Raw genomic sequence first — 26,802 nt, 5'->3', positions numbered from 1 at the left:
AGCGTCCGGCGCTCGGCGTCCGGCGCCTCGACCGCGACGGTCCAGGCCTCGCCGTCCGGCCTGGCCGCGCCAACATTGAGCTGCTGAGGGCCCGTCTCGTCGCGGTACCATGAGGCAGGAGCTGCACCAAGTTTGTTTCAGACCCAAGATTGCGTGCCGATTGACAACTTGCGGCCATGGTCGTGGCAAAGGCGGGACAGATCTGCCGCGTGCGGCTGCACCGCGCCGCCATCCGCGATCGGTCCATTGAGGCTGGCGCACTCTGCGAGGTGGCGGGCGGCGTTGCGGGAGCGGCTGACCGCGCCGTTTCAAGTGTGACGTTGATCATCGCGCGCAGCGCCAGCATGACCGCCACAGGGGGCCCCTGTCTGGCTGGCGGACCGCGCGCGTGCCGAGCGGCAGGGCCTATTGTAGCGCTATCCGGCGCGCCACGGCCATTGCGCCGAATGCCGAGGCAATCAGCCATGCGCCCGCAGGCAGCGGCACGGCCCCCACACTGTCGGCGGAAGATGCTCCGTAGACCGCGAAGCGCGTCAGCTTGGCCGGATCGTCCATGCCGTCCGATCCAGGTATCCAACCGCCGGCCAGTTCGCCCTCGGTCAGCAGGTGAAACACCGTCCCGTCGGTTCCCTCCAGCGCGACCATCAAGTCATCGAAGGCCGAGACGTCGCCGGAGAACGACCACGACCCATCCTCGCCGAGGATCGAAGGCGTCGTCTCCGCCGCAAGCGCCGCCTCCTCGGCGCGCTTCTGCGCATCGTCGTAGATCGAACGCGCCGTGGCGAGATTGGCTTGTTGGATGGCAACGTCGAATTCCGCCTGATCCTTCGCGTCTTCCAGTGCCTGTATCTCCGCCTCCGTTTGCGCCACACTCTCCTCCGCGCGAGAGACAGCCCCCTCCAAAGCCGAGATAATTGCGTCGGCATTGTCGACGGTAGCCTCTGACTCCAGAATTCGAACTGGCAATCGATCAAGTAGGAATTGAGCCCTCTCCTCATCTCTTGATCCGGGCTCTGCCGCGTCGAGCATGTCTTGATAATCCTGCCGCCTGGAATCGACATTTTCCAAGAAGTCGGCGGCGCGCTGCACCTCGTCCTCCTTTCGCGACAGTCTTAAACGCTGCTCGTCCAATCGTTCTTGCATTCTCGCCAGTTTGTTCGACCTTGTTCTGTCGATGTCTTGCCCGATCGACTCGACGGCTTGCTGGGCTTCGACGATGTCCGCCTCGGTCTGCTCGACCGTGCTCATCACAGCCTGCGCCTCGGCCTCTCGCTCGGCTGCGACTTGCGCCGCGGTAGCCGCTTCGGGGTCGTTATCGCTCCCCACGCTCAGCCCGCCGGAAGTGAAGCCCTGTGTCTCTCGCGTTGCATCCCACGGCGTCGCGACCGAGGCGAGTGGGTCCCATGACGAGACGCCGAAGAGTCCCGAGGTAGTCGCAGCGTCGATCCCGCCGTCCAGAATGCCGCGGCAGGCCAGCGACCCGTCGAGGTTCTCGGCCGAACAGGTCGCGCCGGAGATGCTGGCGGCCTGCGCGGTAGAGGTGGCCAAACCGGCTGCGAGCGCGAATGCACCCACGATAAAGGGGGCGTGCGATGACATGCGGATCATACTTTGAATACCTCCAACAAAGATATTTGCTTGATTCTTCTAAGGCTTACCACACGCTGGGTCCATTCGCCAAGGTAGTGCCCGACCAGTGGTGCAGGAGACCGACTTCGCCTTCCTGAAGGTCGTCGCCATTGTGGGGCTGGTACTACCCAAGCACCATCCTGGAGGGCTTCAGCCGCGACGTGATTGCCCCGAAGCCCGGCACTACGATGCTGGGCAAAGATATCAGCGGGATCCTCGGACTGACGATGGAAGAGTCCGACTGTGACCACCTGTCAAGCTGAAATCCGGTGCCGTTGGCCGCCGCTTGCGAACTAGCCATAGTGGGATTGCTAAAAATCTGATGCGCCGTTTTTGCCAGGATCGGCTCAGAGCCGCCATGCGGTAGCGCGTCACGCAGCTCTCGGCCTGGCAAATCCTCCCACCGGCCATGTGATGACCGCAGGCAGCCCTTCCACGACAATCGTGCGCGGCGCAGCATCACGGCGAGCCATCGACACGAAGGGCGGGAAGTGTGAATTCGGCGCATATGCGCGCCCATCGGGCCGCGACACAAACAGCGGACATTCGAGCGGGCGACAAGACACGAACCGCGCCGCACTGCCGCGAAGCAGCTTGAGCCTGAAAGAACCGTGACGGTTTCGAGATTTCAGCTTGCGAAGCTCTGATTGATGCAAATCACGGCGGGCTTTCTGGAATCGCGTAGGTAGTGGATCGCACCATTTGATTTGCAGCACATGCAATCCCAATCTCCTACATGAAGAGGATCGAGGTCAGATGCCGCCGCGTCCCCTGCCGCTTTACCTTGCCATGACCTTCCTGATCACTTGGGGGCTGATCGGGGTCTACATCCTCGCCCCCGAACTGGCCGCGGCAACGTGCGGTGCGATCAGCGGCGCGCATCCGTTCTTCTTCATTGCGACATGGTCGCCTGCAATCGCGGCCTTCGTTGTCGTCTACCTGCATGGCGGCATACCTGGCATCCGGGCCTTCCTGTCCCGGTTGCTGCTCTGGCGGTGCGCATGGGGCTGGGTAGCGTTCATCCTGCTCTTCCTGCCGCTGGTGTTCGTCGCGGGCTCGCTGATCAAGGGCGGCCCGTTTCTGGCGCCCGTGCCGCCCGAGGGGTTGGACCCGGTCGTAGCGCTGCTGTTCATGGTGCTATTGCTGGGCCCGATCGAGGAATTCGGCTGGCGCGGCGTCATGCAGCCCCTGTTGCAACGGCACATGGCGCCGATCTGGGCGGGTCTGATCGTCGGCGCGACATGGGGGTTCTGGCATCTGCCGGCGTTCTTCCTGTCGAGCACCGTCTATGCCGACTGGAACTTCCTGCCCTTCTTCATCGGCAATGTGACGCTTGCGGTGCTGGTCACGCCGATCTTCAACAGCGCGCAGGGCAGCCTCATGTGGCCGATGCTGTTCCACTGGCAGCTCATCAACCCGTTCTGGCCCGATGCGCAGCCGTGGGACACGATCATCCTCGTCATCGTGGCCGCGATCGTCGTGTGGTGGAACCGAGACACGATGTTCACCTGTGACGGGGCGGTGACCGAGGTCATCCCGGCCAAGCCGGCCTCGGCCCCAAAAGCCGCGGAATGAACGCATGCGTACAGTCCTCACCGCAATCGTGCTTCTGGCGCTGGTCGCTGCCGCGACGCCCCTGATGGCACAAGCCGCGCCGGTCTTGTCGACGCAGTTGCAAGCAACGCTGGAAGATTTCCTTGAACGCCATGCCTTTCCGGGCGCGACCGCCGCGTTTGTGCTGCCCGATGGAACGGTCGTGACCGCCGCAACGGGCCTTGCCGATGTCGAGTATGCCCGGGCCATGACGCCCGAAACACCGATGCTGGCGGCAAGCATCGGCAAGAGCTTCGTGGCGGCGACCGTCCTTGCGCTGGAAAGCGAAGGGTCGCTGTCCCGCGCTGACCTGCTGTCCGCGCATCTCGGGGATCGACGGTGGTTCGGCGCGCTGCCCAACGCGAACAGCATCACCATTGGCCACCTTCTGCACCACACGTCCGGTTTGCCAGACCATGTGCACCTGCCGGCGTTCCAGCAGGCTTGGGCCGGGATCATGTCAGGCGAAGGCGACTTCGATCCCGAGCGCCTCGTGGCGTTCGTGACCGGCGAGCTCCCGCTGTTCGACGCCGGTACTGGCTGGGCCTACAGCGATACAGGCTATTTCCTGCTCGGTCTGGCGATCGAAGACGTGACGGGTCGGCCCTGGCAAGAGGCGGTCGTCACGCGCTTTCTCGAACCGCTGGGCCTGACGGGCACCTTCCCATCGGGCCGCCCCGACCTGCCCGGGCTCGCCATCGGCTATGTCGCGTTGGACAATCCCTTCGGCTTGCCCGAGCGCACCGCCGATGCCGAGGGGCGACTGCTGTGGAATCCGGCGGTGGAATCCGCGGGCGGAGGCTTTGCCTCCACGTCAGCCGATCTGGCGCGCTGGGGGCATCTTCTGTTCAGCGGCGCGGCGATGGACGCGCCCTATCTCGACAGGTTGCTCAACGGCGTGCCAGTCGATCCGGACGCGCCCGGCATCCTCTACGGCGCGGGCGTCGCGATCCACGCGGAGACCCCCAACGGTCCGGTCTACGGCCACGGCGGCTGGATACCCGGCTATGTGTCGAGCCTGCGGCACTACGCCGATCACGGCGTCACCGTCGCCTTCCAGATCAACACCGACACCGGCATCATGGCCGACACAAGCGATCTCGTGCCGATGCTGGAAGCCGCGCTGGCCAAGCTTGCGATCGAGGCTGTCCGGTGACGGCGCGGCGCGGACTGCTGACCGGCATTGGCAGCATTGCGCTCGCGGTCGGCGCATGGGGCACGGGCGCCTACCGCGCCACGATGGCAGCGGCAGAGGCCCGCATCGCCCGGCGCAGCAGCGTGATCGACACATCTGCCGGGCCGCTCGAATACGCGGTTGCGGGCAGCGGGCCACCCTTGCTGATGATCCACGGCACCGGCGGTGGTTTCGATCAGGGCCTTCTGTTTGCCCACGGCCTTGTCGAGGCGGGCTTCCGGATCGTCGCGCCCTCGCGCTTCGGTTACCTCCGAAGCAGCTTCCCCGACGATGCCTCGCCAGCACACCAGGCGGATGTGCTGTCGGAGTTGCTCGACCATCTCGGCCTTGAGCGCGTCGCCGTGGCTGGGGGGTCGGCGGGCGCACTCATCGCGGCAGAATTTGCCCTGCGCCACCCGGACCGCTGTGCGCAACTGATCCTGATCGTTCCGGCGGCGAACCTGACCGGCCGCGACCCGGTCGAATTCTCCGCTTTGCAGCGCATGGCGGTGGAGCGTGTCCTGAACTCGGATGCCTGGTTCAGGGCCTTCGCGACACTTGCCCCGGAGACGCTTCTGAACACGCTGCTGGCAACGGATCCGGCCCTGCTCGACCGGGTTTCGCCGGATGAGCGCCGCCGGGCCGACCTGATCCGGGAAGGGTTGATGCCGATCAGCCGCAGGACCGATGGCTTGCGAAACGACGGTTACTGGGCGGGGGCGCCCACGCAGACCGCCTTCGAGGACATCACGACACCGACGCTGATCCTGTCCTGCGCGGACGATCTGTTCGGCACGGCCGACACGGCCCGGCTGCTGGCCGCCCGCATCCCCGGCGCGCGGCTGGTCATCTATCCCGACGGGGGTCACATCTGGCTCGGCCACGATGCCAATCTGACGCAGGACATTCGCGAATTCATCACCGGGACATCCCGTCCCTGACCCATTGAGGAGAAGCCCGATGCCCTGGAACCGTGTCATGCTGAAGGCCTTTGGCGGCCCGGAAAACCTCCAACTGGAAACAGTCGCCGACCTGCCCGAGCCGGGCGCGGGCGAGGTGCGCGTCCGCGTGCTGGTCAGCAGCGCGGCCTTCACCGACGTGATGATCCGCAAAGGGATGTATCCGGATGTGAAAGACAAACCGCCTTTCACCCCGGGCTACGACATGGTGGGGATCGTCGACGCGACGGGCCGCGGCGCGACGCGCTTCACACCGGGCGACCGGGTTGCCGACCTGACGACCATCGGCGCCTATGCGGAATATATCTGCGTGCCTGAGCATCACCTGACGCCCGTGCCCGAGGACGTGTCCGAGGTCGATGCGCTCGGCATGATCCTGTCGGCGGTGACGCCCTATCAGATGCTGACCCGCGTGGCGAAGATGCAGGCGGGCCAGAGCCTGCTGATCCACGGCGCGGGCGGTGCGGTGGGAACGGCCATGTTGCAACTGGCACGCGATGCCGGGATTGCCGCCTTCGGCACGGATGTCGCGAGCAAACACGAGCTGATCCGTAGCCTTGGCGCCACGCCCATCGACGCCAACGCGCCCGAGGCGGCCCTGCTCGAGGCCACGGGCGGCGGCGTCGACGTGGTTTTCGACCCGCTTGGGGGCGACAGCCTGCCACGGTCGCTGCATGCGCTGAAGCCGGGCGGGATGCTGGTAGCCTTCGGCTTCCAGAACGAGGTGCTGAGCCGCGGTGGATCGATTCCGATGGATTTCGTCAAACTCACGCTTTGGGACTGGCTGCCGAACGGCCACGCGGCGGCCTTCTATTCGATCGGAGCGATGCGGCGGAAACATCCCGACTGGTTCCATGAGGATCTCGCGACCCTTTTTGACATGTTGGTCGAAGGCCGGATCAAGTCCGTCGTCGCCGAGGTGTTGCCGATGGCCGAGGTTCGACAAGCCCACGAACGGGTCGAAGCGGGTAACGTCGCCGGCAAACTGGTGCTGCGGGTGTCCGCACCATGACCACGTCCGACAAGGCGCAGGTTCGGGTGCCACGGATCGATCACCGTGGCGACCACTTCGTCATCGCCCCGTGGTGTGGACATTGCCGACCGGCCGCGCGCGGCAGGGGAGGAACGTACGCACCGGGATATTCGCCGTCAGGCCCCAGTCACCTGCCAGCACCGAGTGATACGAGGCGTGGCATGATTTATTGTCGTGTCTCTTTGGCGTGCCCGGTGCTGCGCGTCAGGCTTGCCGCGCCTGGGCTTGCAATAGTGCAAAGGTCAGGGCGACGATGGCCACAGCCTGCCTCACCCACCCGCTCCGGCCAGCCGGTCCCCGCGCACGAGAAACCGTCCTTCGATGCGCAGCGCCAAGGGTTCGCCCGCGATCGGTGATGCCCCATCGGGCGCGGGACGCTGCGCATGGATATGCAGATGCGGCTCGCTCGAAGCGCCGGAATTGCCGACCTCGCCAAGCACATCGCCCACTGACACCACGTCGCCCGGCGCGATGCCGAGACTATCCTGCCGCATGTGGGCGAACACGATCTCGGCGTCGCCACAGCGCAGGATCACATGGTTGCCGAGCCGGTTGACCGGATCCTGCTGCGGCACCTTGAAATCCGGCATGCCGCCCTCGACCGCAACCACGTTTCCGTCGCAGGGCGCCCGAAGCTCGGCACCGAAGATCGCATAGGCGGCGGGATCGGCGGGGCGCCAGCCCTTCGCGCGCAACCCCCATGGCCCGAGACCGAAGAAATCCACCGCGTAGGATTGCCCGCGCCAGGGAAGGTAGCGTTCGACGGTGGTATCGAGCGTACGCATGTGCGCGTTGACGAGCGGGGTCGAGCCGCCGTTCGCCACGAGATAGCGCCCCGGCCCGAAGGGATTGGAGATGTCCACGACCTCGACAGGCGGCAGCGCACGCCCCGCAAGCGCCAGCGCGCCATACCACCCGCCGAGGCTGATCAGAACAGCCGACAAGATCAGCCCAGTCCATCCCGGCGGCGCGTCGGGAAAAAGCGCCACCTCCGTGAACACTTTGCGCAGAACCCACGCGAGAGTCGCCACCAGCCACAGCCCGCCAAAGACCCAGGGCAGCCACCAGCCCGGCACCGCCCATTGCGCGACCTGCGCCAGTGCGACGAGAACCGCACCCGTGCCGACCGCCTGAAGCACGAAGCCGGACAGGCTGCCGGCGGGCAGGAAAGCCAGCCATGCGATCAACACCAGAGGCAACGCGACCTGTACTGCGACGATCATTGCCATCATCGTTGCGGATCCGGAAACCTGATGTCGGTGACTTCCGCGATGAAGAAGGGGAAATAGTCTTCGGTCCCGAACATGTTGCCCGCCTCGACCCGGAACGGCAGGCGATAGCCGCCCACATCACGGAAGTCCGACATGACGGCGCCGAAGGGTTGCAGCCGGTGGACCTTGTCGGGATTCGCATCGCTCCAGCGCTGGAAGGAGACCTCGACCGGCCGCCCGTCGGCATCGACTGTGACATCGACCGCCTGTTCGAGCGCCCCGTGGGTGATGGTCACGCGGGCGGTGTCCACGCCCACCGCCGACCACCTGACGCCCGGTCCCGGGAACAGCGCCGCAGGCGCCCAGATTGTCGCCTCTGCAACATATCGCCCGAAGGCCGAGCGCGTGTGATCCGGATCACCGCCAAGACGCCCGACAGGGATCAGCCCGAAGATGCGAAATCGCGTCCAGCTGCCGGAATCCGAGCCCGAGATGGGCGTGCCGCCGCGCGTGCGCATCGACCAGACGAACCCCTCGGGCACCGCGAGGATCTGGCGCGCCTCCATCGGCTGGTAGTTCGGGGCGTCCTTGGTGCCGAGGCTGAACCGCCCGCGCATGTCGATCTCGGCCACCGGCAAGAGTTGCGCACCGGGACGGATCGTGTAGCCGAAATACCGGCGGGCGGGTTCCGGCAGGCCTGCCACCATTTCCCCGGCAAACACGCCGGGTTCGTCCGGCTGAAGCGCTGCCAGCCGTCGCCACTCCGCGCGGTCGGCCCGACGGTCGAGGAACGCCAGCGCTGCCAGCCCCAGAAGGACGATGGCGAGGACAATCAGGATCGCGAGGAGAATTTTCATTCCAGCCGCTCGCTCGGGGTTTCGTCGCCTTCCGCTACAGCCGCGGGGCCTACGCCGCGATGACCCAGATCAATGCCCAGGTCATGCCAACGCCACTGTCGTCACGGAACAAGGTCGTCGGGGTAACACCGTGATCAGCAAAGCTCGGTTCGGTCCGAAGACACGGAGCAGGCACCCAGTATCGCAACGCTCCGCCGCCGCACGGCAACGTCGAGCGCTTTTCCGCGCTTACCCCTCGGAGCGGCTGACTGGGCCGCCCGGTTGAAACCGTGCGGCCCGATCCTTTTGTCACCCCTGCTGATCCTGACCAAAGGCCAGATGATGGGTGAGTTCGCCGAGCGGCGCCGCAGTGCCGTGGAACGGCAAGCCCTGAACCGCCTCGGGCGGTCACCTCTACACACCCGTGCCACTACCTGAGGCGTGATCGGGGTCATCAGGGCGGATGCCGCTTCCCTTCCTGACGCGATGTACCTGCGCATGTTCAGGGACCCCCGGATTGATCTTCCGCAACGACAGCCCGATCCTTTGCTGCGACTCTCCCCGCAGTGGACCGATAGGGGAGACGGACGATGGGGATGATGAAGGCGGCGGTGTTCGTGGAACCCGGACGGATCGTGCTCGGTGACAAGCCGATCCCGGATGTTGGGCCGCTCGATGCTCTTGTGCGCATCACGACGACCACGATCTGCGGGACAGATGTTCACATCCTGAAGGGCGAGTATCCGGTGGAGAAAGGTCTGACCATCGGGCACGAACCGGTGGGCGTGATCGAGAAGCTAGGCTCGGCCGTGCAGGGCTTTACCGAAGGACAGCGGGTCATCGCCGGCGCAATCACGCCGTCCATGTGGTCGAACGCCTGTCAGTGCGGGCGCTGCTCACAGGACGGGGCGGGCACAAAGCACGGCTGGAAGCCGCTGGGAGGCTGGAAGTTCGGCAATACCATCGACGGTGCCCAAGCCGAGTATATCCTGGTTCAGGACGCGATGGCCAATCTTGCGCCTGTGCCAGAGACCCTGAGCGACGAACAGGTGCTGATGTGCCCAGACATCATGTCCACCGGCTTCGGCGGTGCCGAGAGCGGCAAGATCCGCATCGGCGACATGGTTGCGGTGTTCGCACAGGGGCCCATCGGGCTTTGCGCGACGGCGGGCGCGCGGCTGATGGGCGCCGCGAAGATCATCGCGGTGGACCAGGTGCCCGAGCGGCTGGAGATGGCGCGCAGGATGGGTGCGCACGAGGTCGTGGATTTCTCGAAGGTCGATCCAGTCGACGAAATCCTGCGGATCACCGACGGCCGCGGCGTCGATGTCGCCATCGAGGCGCTGGGGTTGCAGGCCACCTTCGAGGCGGCACTTCGGGTGCTGCGGCCGGGCGGCACGCTGTCGAGCCTTGGAGTCTATTCCGGCGACCTGAAAATCCCGCTCGACGCGCTGGTCGCGGGGCTGGGGGACCACACCATCATCACCACGCTCTGTCCCGGCGGCAAGGAGCGGATGCGCCGGCTGATGGCGGTGATCGAATCCGGCCAGGTTGATCTGGGTTCGATGGTCACGCACCGGTTTGCGCTGGACGACATCGAGGCGGCCTATGACCTTTTCGCCAACCAGCGCGACGGCGTCCTGAAGGTTGCGATCACGCCCTGAGCGGTGTCGAAGTAGCGGGTCGTATTCACGGGTTCCCGCAGGCCCAGCGGCAACTGACCGTTCGCGGCGAACGGGCAGACCTTCCGAAGTCCGCCGCTCACCAGTCTCGGATCGTCTGCCTGCAGCGCGTGGTCTGTCCGTTGACGCTGCGCGGCAGCATTTTGGTGGTGAGCGAAGGACTGATGTAGGCCGCTCGCGCTGAGCATGTGGAGGTTCAGAAAAGGGGGGAGCAGGTCGTGCTTCGGCAGCACTTGCCGATCGTGTAACTCTGGATCAGCGGCTCGGATACGCCCTCGGTATGGTTTTGAGCTTCGGAATTCGGAGACCATGGACAAGCTGTCGGTCATGCAGGCCTTTCGACGCATCGTGGAGCGTCGCAGTTTCTCGCGCGCAGCTGAGGATCTGGGCGTCTCGCCTGCGCTCCTGAGCCGCGAGATCAAGCTGCTCGAAGAGAGTCTTGGCACGACGCTGCTCACCCGCACGACCCGCTCCATGTCGCTCACCGATGCCGGGCGGCTCTACTACGACGAGGCGACAGGCATTCTGGATGCCGTTGCCGGGGTCGAGACGCGCATCCGCGATGGCGCCGGGGCCGTGCGGGGGCATCTGAAGGTCAACGCCTCCAGCTCCTTCGGGCAGACGGTGATCGCGCCGGTCCTGCCTGCGTTTCTCGACGCCTATCCCGATCTCCGCCTCACGCTGTCGATGGACGATCGCGTCGTGGACATGGTCGAGGGCGGTTTCGATGTCTCGATCCGCATCCGGCCCGCCATGCCGGACTCGGCGTTGGTGACGCGCAGGGTCGGAACGATGCGGCAGCGGATCTTCGCGGCACCTGCCTATCTGGAAAGGGCGGGCGTGCCGCCGGCGCCGCAGGACATCGCGCAGCACCGGGTGATCGGCTTCCTGCTTGCGGACCACCTGACCTCATGGGCGCTGACGGGCCCTTCCGGCACGGTCACGATCGACCTCGATCCGCCGGTTCGGGTCGGCAACAGCCTCGTCCTGCGCGACCTTTTGATCGCGGGCCAGGGCATCGGCACCTTGCCGGACTTCGTCTCGAACGAGGCCGAGGCGCGGGGCGCGCTGGTGCGCGTTCTGCCCGACTGGGAGCTTCCCGCGCCGGAGATCTTCGCCGTGACGGCCTCGCGGCTGGGGATGGATGCGAAGGTCACGGCCTTCCTCGACCACCTGCGCGCGGCGCTCCGGTGCTGACATTCTTCAACCTGCGTAAAGAATGAAGTGACATCCGGTCGGTTATTCCGCTGCGCCGCATCCCCCATCCTCTCAGGCAACGAAACCCCGCCCCCGAGAGGATCCCATGACCCGCGTTCTCGTTCTCTACTACTCCAGCTACGGCCATGTCCGTGCCCTTGCGCAGGCCGAGGCCGACGGCGCCCGCAGCGTCGCCGGCACCCATGTCGACCTGCGTCGCGTGCCTGAAACTGTTCCCGAGGAAATCCGGCAGAAGGCTGGCTTCGTAGCGGATGACACGCCCCTGGCCGCGCCGGCCGATCTGGAGGCCTACGACGCGATCATCTTCGGCACGCCGACGCTCTTCGGCATGATGGCCGGGCAGATGAAATCCTTCCTCGACCAGGCCGGTGGCCTCTGGGCGCGCAACGCGCTGGTCGGCAAGGTCGCCGCCGTCTTCGCCTCCACCGGTTCGCAGCATGGCGGGCACGAGGCGACGCTGCTGTCGACCCAAATCCCGCTGCAGCATTTCGGAATGCTGATTGCCGGCATGCCCTACACCTTCGCCGGTCAGACGACGGCCGAGGGCATCGTCGGCGGTGCGCCCTATGGCGCGGGCACCATCGCCGGGGCCGATGGCTCACGCGCGCCCACCGAGACCGACCTCGCCGGGGCGCGGTTCCAGGGCACGCATGTGGCACGGATCGCCGCGCGGCTGGCTGGGGGCAACCTGTCAGAGGAGGCGGCGTGATGGCTTCCCTGACCGTCGACTTCTTCCACGACGTCGTCTGCTGCTGGTGCTTCAACATCTCGTCGCGAATGCGGGCGCTTGCCGCCGAGTTCGACCTCGACATCCGGCACCGCACCTTTGTCCTGCAGGCCAGCCGCGCCGAGATGGCTACTCGCTGGGGCACGCCCGAGGACGCCCGCGAGACCATCCTCGGGCACTGGGCGGTGTGCCGCCAGGTCTGCGACCGGCCGGACCTCGTCGATATCGACGCCATGCGGGCCGCGCCCTTCGACTATCCCCACGGGCTGACCGCCGCCCTGGGATGCAAGGCGGCGGAGCGGCTTGGCGGACAGGCGGCCCACTGGGACATGTTCGACCGCCTGCAGCGCGCGCATCTGACCGAGGCGCGGAACGTGGCCGACCCGGCAACGGTGCTGCAGGCCGCCCGGGATCTCGGCTTCGAGAGCGCCGCCTTCGCCAATACTTTTGAGGACGCGGAAACCCTCCGCGCAGTCGAGACCGATCGGCAACACGCCAGTGCCCTTCAGGTCCGGTCCATCCCGACCCTCATCGTCCGCGAGACCGGCGCCCGGCTCGTCAACGGACCGCGCGAGGATCTGGCCGCCCAATTGCGCGCCGCCCTTCGCCGCGTTGCCTGAAAGGACATGCCATGACACTCTCGGTCCGCCGCACTGCAGCCCGGCACCGCCACCGCATCCCGCGCGGCTTTCCGCGCGATCTGCCGCATACCTGATGCGCGACATCGGCCTCGATCCCTTGCTTGACCAAACGCACTTGCCCTTCCACACGCTCTGGTGAGCCCCCGCCAGGAGACATGAGCCATGTCCCGCGCTTCCGACATCCTTCTCACGGCGCTGGCCCCCGCGGTCTGGGGCAGCACCTATCTCGTCACGACCGAGGCGCTGCCCGCGGGCTATCCCGTGACCCTTGCCGCGCTTAGGGCCTTGCCAGCCGGGCTGCTGCTGCTCGCGCTCACGCGCTGCCTGCCGCCCCGCGCCTGGCTCGGGCGGACCTTCCTGCTCGGCAGCCTGAACTTCGCGTTGTTCTGGGTGCTGCTGTTCGTGGCCGCCTATAGGCTTCCTGGCGGGGTCGCGGCCACGCTGGGATCGCTGCAGGCCATGATGGTGATCCTCATGGCGCGCGGGTGGCTCGGCACGCCGATCCGGGCGGGCGCGGTCGCCGCGGCGGCCACCGGCGTTCTGGGCGTGGCGCTTCTGCTGATCTCGCCGGACGCCGCCCTCGACCCCATCGGCATCGCCGCCGGCTTCGGTGGCGCCGCGTCCATGGCCGCCGGCACGGTCCTCAGCCGGAAATGGCAGCCGCCCGTTTCCGCCCTCAGCTTCACCGCATGGCAGCTGACAGCCGGGGGTTTGATCCTGTTGCCGATGGCGCTGATCGTCGAGCCGCCGCTCCCGCCCCTGACGGCGACCAACCTCGCCGGGCTGCTCTGGCTCGGCCTCATCGGCGCCGCGGCCAGCTACGTAATTTGGTTCCGGGGTATCGCCCGGATCGAGCCCGGCGCCGTCTCTATGCTCGGCATGATGAGTCCCGTGACGGCTGTGCTGCTCGGTTGGGTGGTGCTCGGTCAGTCCCTGACACCGCTGCAGGGGCTCGGTGCCGCCATCGTCCTCGGTTCGGTCTGGGCGGGGCAGCGGGCCAACCGTCCCTCCGCCAGGATTGCCACCATTCACCCGGCCCCAAGTCCGGCAAGGCCCGCCTGACCGCCATTCTAGAAAGGACCTTCCGAATGACCGCTCTGACACTCACCAACGACATTGCGCGCAGGGCGCGGCTCTCCGGGTTGCTCTACCTCGTCATCATCGTGACCGGTCTCGGCGCCGAGTTGGGCCTCCGGGGGCCGCTGATCGACCTCAGTGATGCCGACGCCACCGCCGCCGCAATCCTTGCGGCACCCGGCCGGTTCCGCCTGGCGATCGCAGCCGATCTCGTGATGGCACTCAGCGACGCGGGACTTGCGATCCTGCTCTACCTGATCTTCCGCACCATGGCGCCGGGGCTTGCCCTCTCGGCGATGGTCTTCCGCCTGGTCCAGGCGGTGCTCATCGCCGCCAGTCTCATGGCATTGCTCACCGCCTGGCTGGTGCTGACCCGCGCCGAGGGTCTGGCCGACGCCCCGACGCTGGCGCTGGTGTTCCTCGACCTGCACGCCCACGGCTACGATCTCGGCCTTGTCTTTTTCGGGGTCAACAGCCTGATGATGGGCCTGCTTGTCTGGCACTCTGGCATCTTCGCGAAGGTGTTCGGTGCGGGGTTGGCGCTGGCCGGACTGGTCTATCTGACAGGCAGCGGTCTGCGTCTCCTCGCACCCGAATGGTCGCCGGTCTTTGCCCCGGCATACGCGCTGACGATCCTCGCAGAGACTGCGTTCTGCCTGCGGCTGTTAACGCAGCGGGGACCCTGATCAGGGAAATCACGTGAAGCCGGACGTCAACTTTTCATGAGCGAGGGCGTCCGATCCAGAACATGCACCACGCTGCGCGACCCCTCGACCCTGATGATCGACCTTGGGGCGAGATCGCTGCCCTTCGACAATGTCCTGGCCGCGCTTCTTCTGGGGTTCGACCGGATGCCAGGCTTGGGAGAGACCCTCTCCGGGCTTTACTCGGACAGTCGCCACGATCTTGTCGAGGCCACGCGCGTGGCGCTGGCCATGGGCACTGGCCCGTGACGATCGCGGCTGGGGTAGGGTCGACCCGCCCGGGGGCCAGCCCCTGACGCTGAATGTTGAAGGTTTGCCTGGCACGGAAATGGCTGTATATACTTTCATATATCCATCAAGGCACATCATGTTTGAAGCAAAGATACGGAAAGTCGGCAACTCTGCCGTCATGACTTTGACCACCGAAATGCTCACCATCCTGGACGCGAAGGAGGGTGACACGCTCTTCATCGTGCGTGGAGATGACGGCAGTCTGAAGATTGCGCCGCACGATCCCGGGGTTGCGGCCGCGCTGGCCGCCGCGGAGATCGTGATGGACGAAAACCGCGACCTGCTTCAGGCACTCGCTTGAGCGAGCCGGTCTGGGTTCCGTTCGCTGCCGTCCTTGCCATCCATGATCGACAGATCACCCGACATGGCGGCGCGCCCGGCATGCGCGACCGTGCGCTCCTGGAGATGGGCTGCGCCCGTGCGATGAACCTCGCTGCCTATACCGACTCCGTGCGTGCAGAGATCGCCGCAGCCTATGCGTTCGGAATCTCCAAGGCTCATGCCTTCGTGGATGGCAACAAGCGCACGGCCTTCGTGACGGCGCTCACCTTCCTGCGACTGAACGGATACTCATTCCGTCCCCAAACGATCGAGGGCGTCAGGATGATGGAGAACCTGGCGACTGGCGCAGTCAGCGAAGCGCAATTCGCCAAATGGCTGTCGATCAGCATGAGGGCTATCTGACGGTCTGAAAATTTCTTCGAGAGCAAGATGCCAAGCAAAATGAAACCTCTCCTGGAGGATAAGTTGGGCTATCAGCATTCAGCATAAGGGGCTGGCCACCCGGGGTGGTCTTCTTCTATGCCCCCGACCGGGGTGGGCAGAACGCCGAAGAGTTCCTGCGCGGCTTCGACGGGATCCTCCAATTCGAAGGCTATGCCAGCTACGATCGCCTTACACGTGCCACCGACAAGGGCGGCAATCCGATCCGCGACACGCACCAACTTGCGCAGCGTGGCCCGCTTCCGCACTCCGCCAGTCATCAACAGCCTCTGTTGCGCGTCGCTCCGCCCGAGGCCCGGGGCAAATCGTCGGGGTCTTCTTCAATAGAATCGGGAAGTAACCTCAGATGCTCCTCCGATGCCTCCTCGACCTCTTCGACCCCATCAAGAGGATCATCAAAATTATTTGGCTGGGCAAATACTCGTTGCTTCACATGTGCAAATTGCAGAGTTTATGCGCGCTACCGAATGTTTTTATCGGGATGCGCCCGCACACCTTGTATAGCACGCGCGCGCGACGGTCTGCGAGAACGCTCTGATCGAGCTCGGCCTATAGAAACCAAGGGCTCTCCGATGAACGGCACGACAGAGGGCGCGCTTGCATCCGTTCACAAACGGTCGTTTGATGGCGACAAACAAATTTGCAATCCGGATCTACCATGCCCCTGATCGGCTATGCCCGCGTGTCCACCATGGACCAGACCCCCCTACCCCAGTCCCGTGCGCTGAAGGAGGCAGGGTGCACCGTGATCCACGCGGAGCACGCATCGGGCGGAGATCGGTCGCGGCCGGTTCTCGCGCAGGTGCTCGACCGGATCGGGCGGGGCGACACGCTCGTGGTGGTGCGTATCGACCGGTTGGCGCGGTCGCTGTCGCATTTGCTGGAAGTCATCGACCGGCTGGAGGCGCGCGGTGCATTTTTCCGATCGCTCCGGGATCCCATCGACACCGCCTCCCCTCAGGGCAAGTTCACGCTGCAGGTACTGGGGGCGGCGGCAGAGTTCGAACGCGCGCTCATCCGCGAGCGCACGAAGGCGGGGCTGGCATCGGCCCGCGCGGCGGGACGCGTGGGCGGCAATCCGGGTCTGCGCGCGCGCGATCCCGCAGCCGTCCGCAAGGTCCGCCTGGCACGGCAGGCTGGTTATGTCGACCGGCTGGCCGAGCATGCGGCCGACTGGATGCCCCATGTGCGCCGCCTGCGGCCGGACACGCCGTGGGAAGACGTGCTACGCATCGTCAACGCCCCCCTGCCCCCGGCCCGGCGCTGGACCCATGGGCGGCTGATGCGGGCGGTGCGCGCCTATGTACGTGACGGGTTCCTATCAGAGAGCGTGCTCGGCCGCGCCGCACCGCGCATGGCCGACGATCGTCTGCCCGCGCTGGTGGCTGCCATAAAGGGCGCGGACCCGGACATCACGCTTCAGGCGATCTGTGATCGACTGGAGGCGATGCGCGAACGCACGCCGCGGGGACGAACGCGATGGCAACCGTCGTCGGTGCGGATGCTGCTGGAGCGGGCGAAACGGCTGGACCTGCTGTGACATGCCTGTGCAGCGCGTATAGAAACCGGCGGGATGGCACCGTCCCGCCGCACCGGTACGGCGACAAGGATCACCCCTCGACCCTGCGCCAGCCCCTCTTGCCGGTCGATGGGAAAAGGGGCTGACGCCCTGGGAATGCGAAGTCAGGCCGGTGCCTTTCCAGCGTCGAAATATGGAAATTGCCAATTGGCAATTTCCGCTTGCCGTCACTTCTTGCCAGTTGGCAATTTCTGTCCCGCTTCGCCGTAGGCCGCGAGAAAATGGCCGAAGGCGGCCTCAAGGCTCCCGACCGACAGCCCCTCGGGGAACTCCATCACGATGGACTTGCCCTTGCGCCGGGCGCGAATGCCGCTTTCGCCGGCGCTGCGGCGGAACAGTGTTTCAGGCGCGGATGTCGCAGGCTTCGCCCCTGCTCCCGCAGCCTTCAACGCCGCCGTCACCTGCGCGCCATCCATCGGCGCCCCCTGCCCGTCCCGTACCGCCGCCTGCCGCGCCGCGATCGTGCCCGCCGCGTCGATCACCCGTTCCCGCGCCGCATCGTCAGCCAGAAGCGGCTTGAGCTGCCGCGCATGCAGTTCGCGAATGTCGCGGATTGAGGCATAGGCCGCGATCACCGCGTCCGGCAGCCGCGCCATCTGGAGATAGCGGGACAGCCACGCTTCGCTCACTTCCAGCCGCGCGGCCATCGTTTTCTGGCGCCCGCCGTAGTACGCCTCCACCGCGTGGGCATAATCGCGGGCGCGTTCGTAATCGCTGATATCCTCGCGGTCCCGGTTCTCGATATCCGCCAGCCGGAACGCTTCCTCGTCGGTCAGGTCGCGCACCTCGATCAGGTACTTGAACTGCGGATAGCTGTTGGCCCGCAGCCACGACACGGCGAAGTGGCGGCGCGCGCCGCAGATCACCTCGTATATCGTGCCGTCCGGACCGGGTGCGCGCCGCACGATGGCGGGAAACTCCTGCCGTCCCTGCGCACGGATTCCGTCGATCAGGTCGCGGCAGGTGTCCTCGTTCAGCAGGTCATAGGCGCGGTTGTGGCCCGCCCACATGCGGCACTCTGCCGGGTCCACCCAGTGAAGCGTCTTTTCCTCCAGCTCGCCCGACAGCCGGTCGCCGATGGTGGTGGACCGTTTCAGGAACCGAGCGCCTGCGGCAGCCGGTGTCCGCGCCTGCTCCTCGGCCAGACCGCTCAGGATGTCGTCGAAGACCGCGTCATGTTTCTTGCTCACAGGATGCCCTCCTTGCGCAGTGCGGCGTGGTGGCTTGGCCATGTCTTGCGCACCAGTGTCTCCATCTCGCGCCCCACGGCATCGAGATAGGCCCGGCAGCGCTTGTGCGTATCCGTCCGCGTGGCGGGGCCCGTCAGTTCGTATACCGTACGCAGGTTGGCCGTTGCGTTGTCGATTTCGGCGGAGTCTTTCAGCACGGCCTGAAACATGTCGCCCGCGAAGACCGCGTCCATCATCCGCTTGATCGCCACATGGGCGCTTTTGCCGTCGTTCATCTTGGTGGCGAGGATCTTCACGAAGGCATAGCCGCGGGCACCGCCGACCTCGGCGATATCCGCCAGTGTCGCGCTCATCATCTTCAGAAAATGCGCGGTGGACGCGAAATCGATGTTGTTCGGCGGGGCAGGGACCACGAGCGCATTCGCCGCGCGCAGCACCGACAGCGAGATCATTCCCAGCGCGGGCGGCGGGTCCAGCAGCACCACGTCGAACTGGTCGGCGATGCTGTCCACCCCGTCGCGCAGCCGATCGAGCACGAAGCTGCGGTCGCGGGCCATGCGGGCGGCGAATTCGTACTCGGCGTCATAGAGCCCGAGATTGGCTGGGATCAGCGCGATGCCGGGCCAATAGGTCGCCCGAAGCGCATAGTGCAACGTCGGCGGCCCGCCGTGGCGGAAGAAGGGGTAGAGCGTGTCGTCGTCTTCCTGCACGTCCACGTCGGGGTTGAGCCCGAATACCGCCGTCGTGGACGCTTGGCTGTCGCAATCGATCACGCAGACCCGATAGCCGCGGAGCGCGAGAAACTGCGCCATGTGCGCGACCAGCGTGCTTTTACCGACGCCGCCTTTGAAATTCTGCACGGCGATCACGGCGGGCGGATCGTCGGGCGCGCGATGGGGCAGGGTGCCGAACACTTCGCGCATGCGGTTGATCTCGGCCAGGCTGTAACCCGTCCGGCGATTGCTTTCTGGGTCTTTCTCTGCCTCGGGCAGCCGGCCATCGGCCTCGGCATCCCGGATCAGCTTTTCGGACCGCCCCACCATCTCGGCCGCCGACCGGACATTGAACCGAAGGTCCAGGGTCTTGGTCGTGCCGGGGGCATAGACCCGGTCGCGCAGACGGTCCATCACATTGCTCGCGCGCGACGACAGCAGGTCGAGTTCGGTCAGGCCGATAGGTGCCAGCACCTGGGTATCCATGGTATCCTCGCTTATTGATGGCATGACCATGCCGGGAAGCGGTCTCTTGCTCAAGTGCGGAATTTCGAAGGGATTCGCAAAAATACGGGAAGTAAAAGGGCAGGATGCCGTGGAGCGGAAATCCAGAGATGGTTCTGTCTACTCCGCTGGTTTTCCTCCGCCATTGGGCGCGAACACCCGAAAAGTAAGTTCAACACCTGCCACACGCCTGAATCGACTGAATCCCAAGAAACCGCCGCAGGCTGTTCTGGATTCATCAAGTTCATTGTTCAGAGACCCTAAACCCTTGTGAGTGTTCCGGGATTCTGTCGAAAACTTACGTCTTGGAACCGTTGGCGTTACCCCTTGGGTGGGATGGCGTTACGATTCGGGATGGCATTGCTTACGGGTCGGGTGCGGTGCACCTCTTACGTTTCGGGTCTGTGGAAAACCCTATCGAATCGCTTGATTTCCGGCCTTGTTTTCTTGCCTTTGTGATTCGGCTCTGGCCTTGGCGCAGGTGTCAGAATTACAAATCGGGTGCTTGCTCCGGGGGGTCGTCCGCGATAGCTTACGTCGCAAGGACAACAAAAGTAAGCGCCAAGAGGTATCGGGCATGCCCGCCGACCAAGCCTATCGCACCATGGATGCGCGGCCCAATGCCGACAGTCTCATCAAGCCCGGCGAGCTGGTGGACCTTGTCGAGGTCACGCCGCTGACCCTGAACGACAGGCGCATCTACAACCAGCTTCTGGAAAACGCGTGGGACGCCATCGACAAGCCGGTGACCCACGTGATTTCGAAGTCGGCACTGCGCGGGTCGCACAATTCGAACGACCGGGTGGGCGAAAGTATCGAACGCCTTATGTCGGCCATCGTCAAGGTGCAGGTAACGTGGGACGGGCAGGCGGCCATCGAGCGCGTGCAGCTTCTGGGCGGGAACATCGAAAGCGCGCGCAATGACGGGCTGTTCGAATACGAGATCCCGCCGCGCCTGCGCCGCATCATCCGCAATTCGAACGTCTTCGCGCGGCTCCAGCGCGAGGTGATGTTCGCGCTGAGTTCGAAATACGCGCTGACGCTGTACGAGATGGTGCAGAAACGCGGGAACCTGAAATACCGCGCGTCCGAGAAGTTCGGCATCGACGCGCTGCGCGGTGTGCTGGGCGTGCCCAAGGGCAAGCTGACGAGTTGGTCGAACCTGAACCTGCGCGCGATCCAGCCCGCGGTGAAGGAGGTCAACGCGCTGTCGGATTACGTGGTCGAGATCGCGCCGATCAAGACCGGGCGCCGCGTGACCCATGCCGAATTGCGCTGGTGGAAGAAGACCGGCGACGGCATCGGGCAGGCCGAGCGCGAGCTGACCTTTTCCAAGGTCGGGCGCCGTGCCCGGATCGACGGGACGGGGCAGGGGGCCGATCCCGCTGCGAAGGTGACAGGTCAGCCCCCCGCGCCGCCAAGGCCCGCGGCGTCCGCCGCAGCCAAGCCACGTCCGGCCTGGCTGGACAGCTGCGGCCCCGCTCTGCGCACCGAAACCTACGAAACCGCGCGCCTGCGCCATCCCGGCTATGACATCTATTTCGTCGAAGGCGAGTGGCGCGGCTGGAGCGCGGGGAAGGAACCCCCCGTCGACCCCGACCGGGCGTTCCTGGCATTCTTCCGAAAATATGCGGAGGCCAATCCCATCTGATCTGGTAGGGTCGGCACCGGCGGGCAGGCGGCGCCGGAATATCGTCAGTTCTGCGGATCGGGTTCGTCGAGAACTTCGCGCACCTTGCCGGCGAGCGTATCGCGCCTGTACGGCTTGCTCAGAAGCTTCACGCCATGCGCAAGCCGCCCGTTATGCATGATGGCGTTCTCGGTATAGCCGGACGTGAACAGGATCTTCAGGCTGGGCCGGGCCGCGCGGGCCGTTTCGGCGAGCTCTCGCCCGCCCATGCCGCCGGGCATGACGATATCCGTGAACAGCAGGTCGACCTCGCCCGCCTTGGCGAGCACGTCCATCGCCGCGGCCCCTGTCGATGCTTCAAGCACGCGATACCCCAGCCCGCCGAGAAGCCCGGTGACGTGGTCGCGCACGGCGTCGTCGTCTTCGACCACGAGAATGGTCTCCGTGCCGCCCGAGACGCCGCGGCCCGGATGACTGACGACGGCCTGGGGCTGTTCGCCCTTCGAGCGGGGGAAATACATCTTGAACGAGGTGCCTTCGCCCATTTCCGAATAGACCCTGATATGCCCGCCGGACTGCTTGACGAAGCCGAAGACCATGCTCAGGCCAAGGCCCGACCCTTCGCCCGCGCCCTTGGTTGTAAAGAACGGCTCGAACACGCGGTCGATCAGGTCCGGCGAAATCCCGTGGCCGGTGTCTGTGACGGTAATGACGACGTAATCCCCCGCCGCGACATCCGGTTCCGCGGCCACGTAGTCTTCGTCGAGCAGGGTGTTCGACATCTCGATGGTCAGGCAGCCGCCATGGGGCATGGCATCGCGCGCGTTCAGCGCCGTGTTGAGGATCGCTGCCTCGAGCTGGGTCGCGTCCGCCTCGATCATCCAAAGGTTGCCCGCGCGCACGATCTCGATGTCGATATCCTCGGGGAGGGTACGGCGCAGCATGCCATCCATCCCCTGGATCACGCGCGCCACATCGAGCACGCGTGTTTCAAGGGTCTGCTTGCGCGAGAACGCCAGAAGCCGGGTGGTCAGGTCCGCGCCGCGTTCCGCCGCGTCGACGACCATCGTCGCAATCGTCTGAAGATGCGGATCGTCGCGCAGCCCTTCTTCGAGAACTTCCGCGTTGCCCAGGATGATCGTCAGCAGGTTGTTGAAATCATGCGACACGCCACCGGTAAGCTGGCCGATGGCTTCCATCTTCTGTGACTGGTGAAGCCGGTCTTCGAGTTGCTTGCGTTCGGTGATGTCCGTGATCGAACCCAGAATGCGCACGACATTGCCATCGGCATCGTGCAGGGCGAATGCATTGTCCTCGACTAGGGCCCAGCTTCCATCCGCGCGCCGGAAGCGATACTGGTCGTGCAGCACGGTGTCCTTGCCGGACAGCAGGCGATCGAGCGCGGCATCGGCGCCGGCCAGGTCCTCGGGGTGGACATGTGCGCGCCAGATCGACGGGGTCGCCGCGTCTGGCGGTGGTTCGTGCCCGAAATTGTCGCGCAGCCCTTCGCTCCACCATTCGCGGTTGGTGGCGATGTCCAGATCCCAAATCGCGCTGCCCGCCGCCTTGGTGGCCAGTCGGAAGCGTTCTTCGTTGGCGCGAAGGGTCTGTTCCGTCTCCTTGCGCGCGGTGATGTCCCGCTGGATGGCGACCCAATGGGTCGTCCGGCCGGAATCGTCCGCCAACGGGGCGATGTCCAGTTCCAGCCAGAATTCCTCGCCCGACTTGGTATAGTTGATCAGTTCCGCCCGTACCGGCTGGCGGTGTTCAAGCGCGCCGCGGATGCGGTCCAGTTCGTCGCGCTGGGTCTTCGGCCCTTGAAGAATGCGGGGGGTCTGGCCGATCACCTCTGCACGCGAATACCCGGTGCGCCGTTCGAAGGCGTCGTTCACATAGATGATCTTCGGGCCTTCCGGGCTGTCGATCCGGGCGGCTTCGGTGACCAGCAGGATATCGTTCTGCTGCGAGACCGCGGCTTCCAGAAGCCGAAGCTGCGTGTCCCGCGCGCGTTCGCGGGTCACATCGCGGAAATAGACGGCGAGACCCGCGGGCGTCGGGTCGGCATCGACCTCGAACCATGCATCGAGCGGGGCGAAGTATTCCCGGAAGCGGACCGACACGCCCGTGGCGACCGCGCGTTCGTATTCCGTCTGGAAGGTGCTGCCGACGGCTTCGGGAAACGCGTCCCAGACGTTACGGCCCATGAGGTCATCGCGGCTGCATTGAAGCAGCGCTTCGCATTTCCTATTGAGGAACGCGAATTTCCAGTCGCTGTCCAGAAGGTAGAAGCCCTCGTTCATGGCGTCCAGCGTCCTGCGAAGGCGTGCCGAAAGCTCCGCTGCCGCGTCGCGCGCGGCGATCAGGTCCGTGATGTCCTGGAACGCCCCTTCGACGGCGACGATCTGCCCGCCCGCGCCGCGGATCGGCTCTCCGATCGTGCGCACCCATTTGCGCCGTCCCTTTGCGGTCACGATCTGCGCGATCTCGTCGAAGGGTTCTCCGACCCCGATACAGGCCGTGAACCGCTCGCGAATGCGATCCTGATCTTCCGTAGCGTAGTAGGAGATGCCATCCTCGATCGCGGGCGCTGTCCCCTCGGGTTCGTCGTGAATGGCCGCAGTTTCTTCGCCCCAAACGATATGGGCCGCGCCCTTGTCGATGCGCCAGCTTCCAAGATTGGCAAGCCGACTGGCAATCCGGCGCTGCCGGGCCTCATGTAGAAGCTGTTCTTCGGTCTTCTTGATCGGCGTGATGTCCTGCACGACGCCGACGACGATCTCGCGGGCATCGACACGGTGGCGCGTACCGACGCCGCGCACATGGGTCGGGGTCCCGTCTTCACGGATGATGCGATGTTCGAAGACCAGGTCCGTGTCGCCGGATTCTTCGAACGCGGCGAAATTGGCGATCATCGCTTCCTTGTCGTCGGGATGCACAAGCGCGACATAGTCTTCACCGCGGGGAACCCCGCGGTCGCGTGGAACGCCGTAGATGTCGAACACGCGCTCGGACCAGTTCAGCATGCCGCGTTCGAAGTCGTACTCCCATGAACCGAGTTCGAGAAGCGTCTCGGCCGTCTTCAGCCGCGTCTCGCGTTCCTGAAGGGCGAACAGGGCTGCACGGAATTCCGTTTCCGGCCGCGCTTCGCGGGGGATGGTGCCGGGTACCGCGGCCTCGGCCGGGCCGTATCCGGCAACCACATCGGTGACATCTTCCGCCTGATGCACGATGTAGATGACGTTCCCGTCGGAGTCGCGCACGGGCTTGTTGCGCGGCAGCCAGAACCTTTCCTGGAACGTGCCGTCGGGGTCGCGCACGGGATAGCGCTGCAGGTTCATCGTGTCGGTCACCCGCATCGTTTCCACCCGCTGAAGCGATGCGCGCAGGTTGCGTGTGCCGTCCGCGTCGGGGTCGTCCGGGTCGTCGGGGAACACGTCGAACAGGCGCCGGCCCAGAAGCGCGTCGCGGTCGCGCATCACGGCTTGCGTGTACTCGTCCGTGGCGGCCACGATCCGGTAGTCACCGGGCGTCAGGACCAGCATCTTTCCGGGCAGGCCGTCGAAAAGGCGCGAAAGATTTTCGGCCGAGATGCCGAGCGTGTGTCGCAGGGTTGCGATTTCGCAGCGCAGTGATTCTGTGTGCGCCTCGTCGCGGGCGCTGGCCACGATGGCGTCTTCCCCGTCGAAGATGACCTTGCGCCAGCAGAGTGCGGTGGCGCGATGGCTGCCCGCCTGTCCCACGACGGTCCAGACCCCCGCGTCTGTCACGTCACAGCCGACGCGGCGCAGGTGGTCATCCAGCCGGGCCCGGTCAGAATTGGGGTGCAGGTCGGCCGCGGTCATCGACCGGAGCGTCTGCACGTCGTATCCCAGCCACGTCGCAGCGGCCCTGTTCGCGGCCAGAATCTCCAAGCTGTTAACGGAGAATACCCAAACCGGGATCATCAGATGCTCGTAAGCGTCGATGTCTGATGGAGAAAGGGTCGGGGTCATGGTGTCCTCGGGCGGCCATGAACGGCTGCGCCCAATCGGATACGCCATGATTAAGGTATTGTGCAACCATATAGCGGGGTAATTGGCCCGGAAGGGGGCTGGCAAAAACGGCCGGCCCGACCGCAGCAAATTCGGATCTGTCCGGCGGCGAATGCGGTCGCGATAAGTTCATGCTTTTATTCCTAATGGATTTTCCGGCTGGCCGGGAACGTGAATCCCAACTGGCCGTTTGTCAGGGCACCGTGCCCCGTGCGGCGCATGACGTATTTTGACACATTTTTGCATACGCGCGGCACAACTACAGCAAGATCCATGGGTAGGACTGTCTCACGGGCACGGAGTCCGCATGCGCCCGGCACGACGGGGTGGATCGGACGGCCAAAGCACGCGCCACGCAGATCGGGGCCGTGTGAAAGCCGCTTCGAACGGCAAACCTTCCGCGCGGATGCGCCGGTCACAGGATGGGATCACTACCGATGTCGAGACATGAACGCACGACGCTGAGTGGCCTCGAATGCCGGGCGGACCAGAGTTTTCCGGCCGCGGATGGCGCGCGGGCGACAGGCAGCGGTGTGGGCGTCGCCGTTATCGGCCTTGGCTGCACCGTTCTGCTTGGCGTGATGGCCAGTCTTGCGGGGTTCGGTCTGCTCTTGTCGTTTCTCATCGGCTGGTGCGGTGCGATCTTCGGCATTGTCGCGCGGGTTCTTTACCTCGGGTGGAAGTACGAGCGGCAGGAGAGGCTTGCGGCAGCCCCGTCCCGTGAGGAAGGCACGCTCGTCGAACTGTCCTGTTGCGACACGGCCAAGATGCCGTTCGAAGCCGGCAGTGTTGCGAAGGCATCGGCCGGGCCGCGCGGTGCTGCCGGCGGTCGCCCGGTCGTGTCGCGCGGCGCCAACCAGCCGTCGCTTTCATTTGCGCGCGAGGCCGACGCTTTCGGCGAATCTGGAAACTGGACACATCGGGCCAAGCCTTGACGGATCCCGAAATGCGGACGGGCCTTCCAGGCCCGAAAACTTTCCCAGCCGGATTTCCAGCAAAGCAAGATCGGCGCCGCCACCGTGAACCAGATGTCACCCACGTTTCCGCCACGTAATCGCGCCAATGCCCCGGGTCGGACAATCCCGGGGAATTTCTACAATCTGCGGGACGATACCATCATGGCTGCTGAAGCGGATTATCCGATCGGGCCGCACGAATTCCAGCGATTGCGCAAGCTCGGGGAAGCGGGTTTTGCGGGGTCGGAGCACATTCCCGCGCTCGATGCACTTTGCGCCGAGGCGAAGGCGCATTTCGGCGTGAAGATGGCGGCGGTCACGCTGCTCACCGAAGAGGTTCAGCTTCTCAAGGCACGGGTCGGGATCGACGCGACCGAGACGCCGCGCAATGTGGCTTTCTGCAACTACACGATCCTCGACGACCGGGTTTTCGTCGTGCGCGATACGCTGGAAGATCCCCGCTTCAGTGAGCACCCGCTGACGCGCGGAGCACCGTTTCTGCGGTTCTATGCGGGCGCGCCGCTGCTGTATCTCGCGGAGCTGCGGCTTGGGGCCTTCTGCCTGCTCGACACGAAGCCGCGGGACGATTTCAGCGACGGCGAGCAGGCCGAGTTGATCGATTTCGCGGAGCGTGCGGTACAGGTCCTTGTCGACCGCCTGGCGAGGACGGGGCCGTGACCGGGCGTGTCGGTCGGGATTCC

24 protein-coding genes and 1 pseudogene are annotated in these 26,802 nt (G+C 65.3%); 18 read left to right on the top strand and 7 right to left on the bottom strand.

The window, feature by feature from the left end; genetic code table 11:
• Positions 1–137: 137 nt before the first annotated feature.
• Both DDE13_RS23730 and DDE13_RS12740 read right to left on the bottom strand, forming a co-directional pair.
• Positions 138–287 (bottom strand): annotated as a pseudogene (locus tag DDE13_RS23730) (DUF6880 family protein); the annotation flags it as partial.
• Between the two features lie 118 nt (positions 288–405).
• Entirely contained in the window at positions 406–1,608 is a 1,203-nt protein-coding gene (locus DDE13_RS12740; RefSeq protein ID WP_111404674.1) for a VPLPA-CTERM sorting domain-containing protein, read from the bottom strand.
• A gap of 777 nt (positions 1,609–2,385) precedes the next feature.
• On the opposite strand from DDE13_RS12740, the gene DDE13_RS12735 reads away from it, so the two are divergent.
• Genes DDE13_RS12735 through DDE13_RS12720 form a run of 4 tightly spaced genes read left to right on the top strand, consistent with a single transcriptional unit; the run spans position 2,386 to position 6,367 of the window.
• Complete coding sequence (locus DDE13_RS12735; protein ID WP_111404673.1) at positions 2,386–3,204, top strand: type II CAAX endopeptidase family protein; 819 nt, start codon at positions 2,386–2,388, stop codon at positions 3,202–3,204.
• Positions 3,205–3,208: 4 nt separating this feature from the next.
• Complete coding sequence (locus tag DDE13_RS12730) at positions 3,209–4,378, top strand: serine hydrolase domain-containing protein (RefSeq protein WP_111404672.1); 1,170 nt, start codon at positions 3,209–3,211, stop codon at positions 4,376–4,378.
• Positions 4,375–5,337: an alpha/beta fold hydrolase gene (locus DDE13_RS12725; RefSeq protein WP_111404671.1), complete on the top strand. Its 963-nt coding sequence runs from the start codon at positions 4,375–4,377 to the stop codon at positions 5,335–5,337. The genes DDE13_RS12730 and DDE13_RS12725 overlap by 4 nt, the downstream gene beginning before the upstream one ends.
• A gap of 19 nt (positions 5,338–5,356) precedes the next feature.
• The gene (locus tag DDE13_RS12720) at positions 5,357–6,367 is read left to right on the top strand and encodes a medium chain dehydrogenase/reductase family protein (protein WP_111404670.1); all 1,011 of its coding nucleotides are present in this window, start codon (positions 5,357–5,359) and stop codon (positions 6,365–6,367) included.
• Between the two features lie 290 nt (positions 6,368–6,657).
• On the opposite strand, the gene DDE13_RS12715 is transcribed toward DDE13_RS12720, so the two are convergent.
• Complete coding sequence (locus tag DDE13_RS12715; RefSeq protein WP_111404669.1) at positions 6,658–7,620, bottom strand: M23 family metallopeptidase; 963 nt, start codon at positions 7,618–7,620, stop codon at positions 6,658–6,660.
• Positions 7,617–8,456: a DUF6544 family protein gene (locus tag DDE13_RS12710; protein ID WP_111404668.1), complete on the bottom strand. Its 840-nt coding sequence runs from the start codon at positions 8,454–8,456 to the stop codon at positions 7,617–7,619. Before DDE13_RS12710 ends, DDE13_RS12715 begins: the two co-directional genes overlap by 4 nt.
• A 569-nt stretch (positions 8,457–9,025) precedes the next feature.
• Between DDE13_RS12710 and DDE13_RS12705 the strand changes: the two genes are divergently transcribed.
• The 11 genes from DDE13_RS12705 (at position 9,026) to DDE13_RS12655 (ending at position 17,038) form a co-directional block, all read left to right on the top strand.
• Entirely contained in the window at positions 9,026–10,099 is a 1,074-nt protein-coding gene (locus DDE13_RS12705) for an NAD(P)-dependent alcohol dehydrogenase (RefSeq protein WP_111404667.1), read from the top strand.
• Positions 10,100–10,426: 327 nt separating this feature from the next.
• Positions 10,427–11,314, top strand: a complete 888-nt coding sequence (locus DDE13_RS12700; protein WP_111404666.1) for a LysR family transcriptional regulator — start codon at positions 10,427–10,429, stop codon at positions 11,312–11,314.
• Between the two features lie 106 nt (positions 11,315–11,420).
• Positions 11,421–12,044, top strand: coding sequence for an NAD(P)H:quinone oxidoreductase (gene wrbA / locus DDE13_RS12695; protein WP_111404665.1), 624 nt, complete (start codon positions 11,421–11,423; stop codon positions 12,042–12,044).
• On the top strand, positions 12,044–12,682 hold the full coding sequence (locus DDE13_RS12690) for a DsbA family oxidoreductase (RefSeq protein ID WP_111404664.1): 639 nt from the start codon (positions 12,044–12,046) through the stop codon (positions 12,680–12,682). Before wrbA ends, DDE13_RS12690 begins: the two co-directional genes overlap by 1 nt.
• A 183-nt stretch (positions 12,683–12,865) precedes the next feature.
• On the top strand, positions 12,866–13,765 hold the full coding sequence (locus DDE13_RS12685) for an EamA family transporter (RefSeq protein WP_111404663.1): 900 nt from the start codon (positions 12,866–12,868) through the stop codon (positions 13,763–13,765).
• Between the two features lie 26 nt (positions 13,766–13,791).
• Complete coding sequence (locus tag DDE13_RS12680; protein WP_111404662.1) at positions 13,792–14,466, top strand: DUF4386 domain-containing protein; 675 nt, start codon at positions 13,792–13,794, stop codon at positions 14,464–14,466.
• 36 nt (positions 14,467–14,502) lie between these two features.
• Complete coding sequence (locus DDE13_RS12675) at positions 14,503–14,733, top strand: hypothetical protein (protein WP_111404661.1); 231 nt, start codon at positions 14,503–14,505, stop codon at positions 14,731–14,733.
• Positions 14,734–14,851: 118 nt separating this feature from the next.
• A complete protein-coding gene (locus tag DDE13_RS12670) occupies positions 14,852–15,076 on the top strand; it encodes an AbrB/MazE/SpoVT family DNA-binding domain-containing protein (protein WP_111404660.1) in 225 nt (74 codons plus the stop codon).
• Complete coding sequence (locus DDE13_RS12665; protein WP_111404659.1) at positions 15,073–15,459, top strand: type II toxin-antitoxin system death-on-curing family toxin; 387 nt, start codon at positions 15,073–15,075, stop codon at positions 15,457–15,459. The genes DDE13_RS12670 and DDE13_RS12665 overlap by 4 nt, the downstream gene beginning before the upstream one ends.
• Before the next feature lie 104 nt (positions 15,460–15,563).
• A complete protein-coding gene (locus DDE13_RS23805) occupies positions 15,564–16,166 on the top strand; it encodes an IS66 family transposase (RefSeq protein WP_394340300.1) in 603 nt (200 codons plus the stop codon).
• The gene (locus DDE13_RS12655) at positions 16,157–17,038 is read left to right on the top strand and encodes a recombinase family protein (protein ID WP_111404658.1); all 882 of its coding nucleotides are present in this window, start codon (positions 16,157–16,159) and stop codon (positions 17,036–17,038) included. Before DDE13_RS23805 ends, DDE13_RS12655 begins: the two co-directional genes overlap by 10 nt.
• 206 nt (positions 17,039–17,244) lie before the next feature.
• Here DDE13_RS12655 and DDE13_RS12650 read toward each other — a convergent pair whose 3' ends face one another.
• Both DDE13_RS12650 and DDE13_RS12645 read right to left on the bottom strand, forming a co-directional pair.
• Positions 17,245–18,267, bottom strand: a complete 1,023-nt coding sequence (locus DDE13_RS12650) for a ParB/RepB/Spo0J family partition protein (RefSeq protein ID WP_222626093.1) — start codon at positions 18,265–18,267, stop codon at positions 17,245–17,247.
• Positions 18,264–19,466 (bottom strand): AAA family ATPase, encoded by a 1,203-nt coding sequence (locus DDE13_RS12645; RefSeq protein WP_111404656.1) that lies wholly within the window; start codon positions 19,464–19,466, stop codon positions 18,264–18,266. The genes DDE13_RS12650 and DDE13_RS12645 overlap by 4 nt, the downstream gene beginning before the upstream one ends.
• Positions 19,467–20,061: 595 nt before the next feature.
• Between DDE13_RS12645 and DDE13_RS12640 the strand changes: the two genes are divergently transcribed.
• On the top strand, positions 20,062–21,135 hold the full coding sequence (locus DDE13_RS12640; protein WP_111404655.1) for a replication initiation protein: 1,074 nt from the start codon (positions 20,062–20,064) through the stop codon (positions 21,133–21,135).
• Between the two features lie 44 nt (positions 21,136–21,179).
• Here DDE13_RS12640 and DDE13_RS12635 read toward each other — a convergent pair whose 3' ends face one another.
• Positions 21,180–25,106 (bottom strand): PAS domain S-box protein, encoded by a 3,927-nt coding sequence (locus DDE13_RS12635; protein WP_162630992.1) that lies wholly within the window; start codon positions 25,104–25,106, stop codon positions 21,180–21,182.
• Between the two features lie 476 nt (positions 25,107–25,582).
• Between DDE13_RS12635 and DDE13_RS12630 the strand changes: the two genes are divergently transcribed.
• Entirely contained in the window at positions 25,583–26,080 is a 498-nt protein-coding gene (locus DDE13_RS12630) for a hypothetical protein (protein ID WP_111404653.1), read from the top strand.
• Between the two features lie 183 nt (positions 26,081–26,263).
• Entirely contained in the window at positions 26,264–26,779 is a 516-nt protein-coding gene (locus DDE13_RS12625; protein WP_162630991.1) for a GAF domain-containing protein, read from the top strand.
• Positions 26,780–26,802: the final 23 nt, after the last annotated feature.

The sequence above is a fragment of the Meridianimarinicoccus zhengii genome (assembly GCF_003254465.1).
GTDB classification, from domain to species: domain Bacteria; phylum Pseudomonadota; class Alphaproteobacteria; order Rhodobacterales; family Rhodobacteraceae; genus Meridianimarinicoccus; species Meridianimarinicoccus zhengii.
Note: the sequence above shows the minus strand (reverse complement) of the source record. Positions and strands in the feature narration are given on the sequence as shown.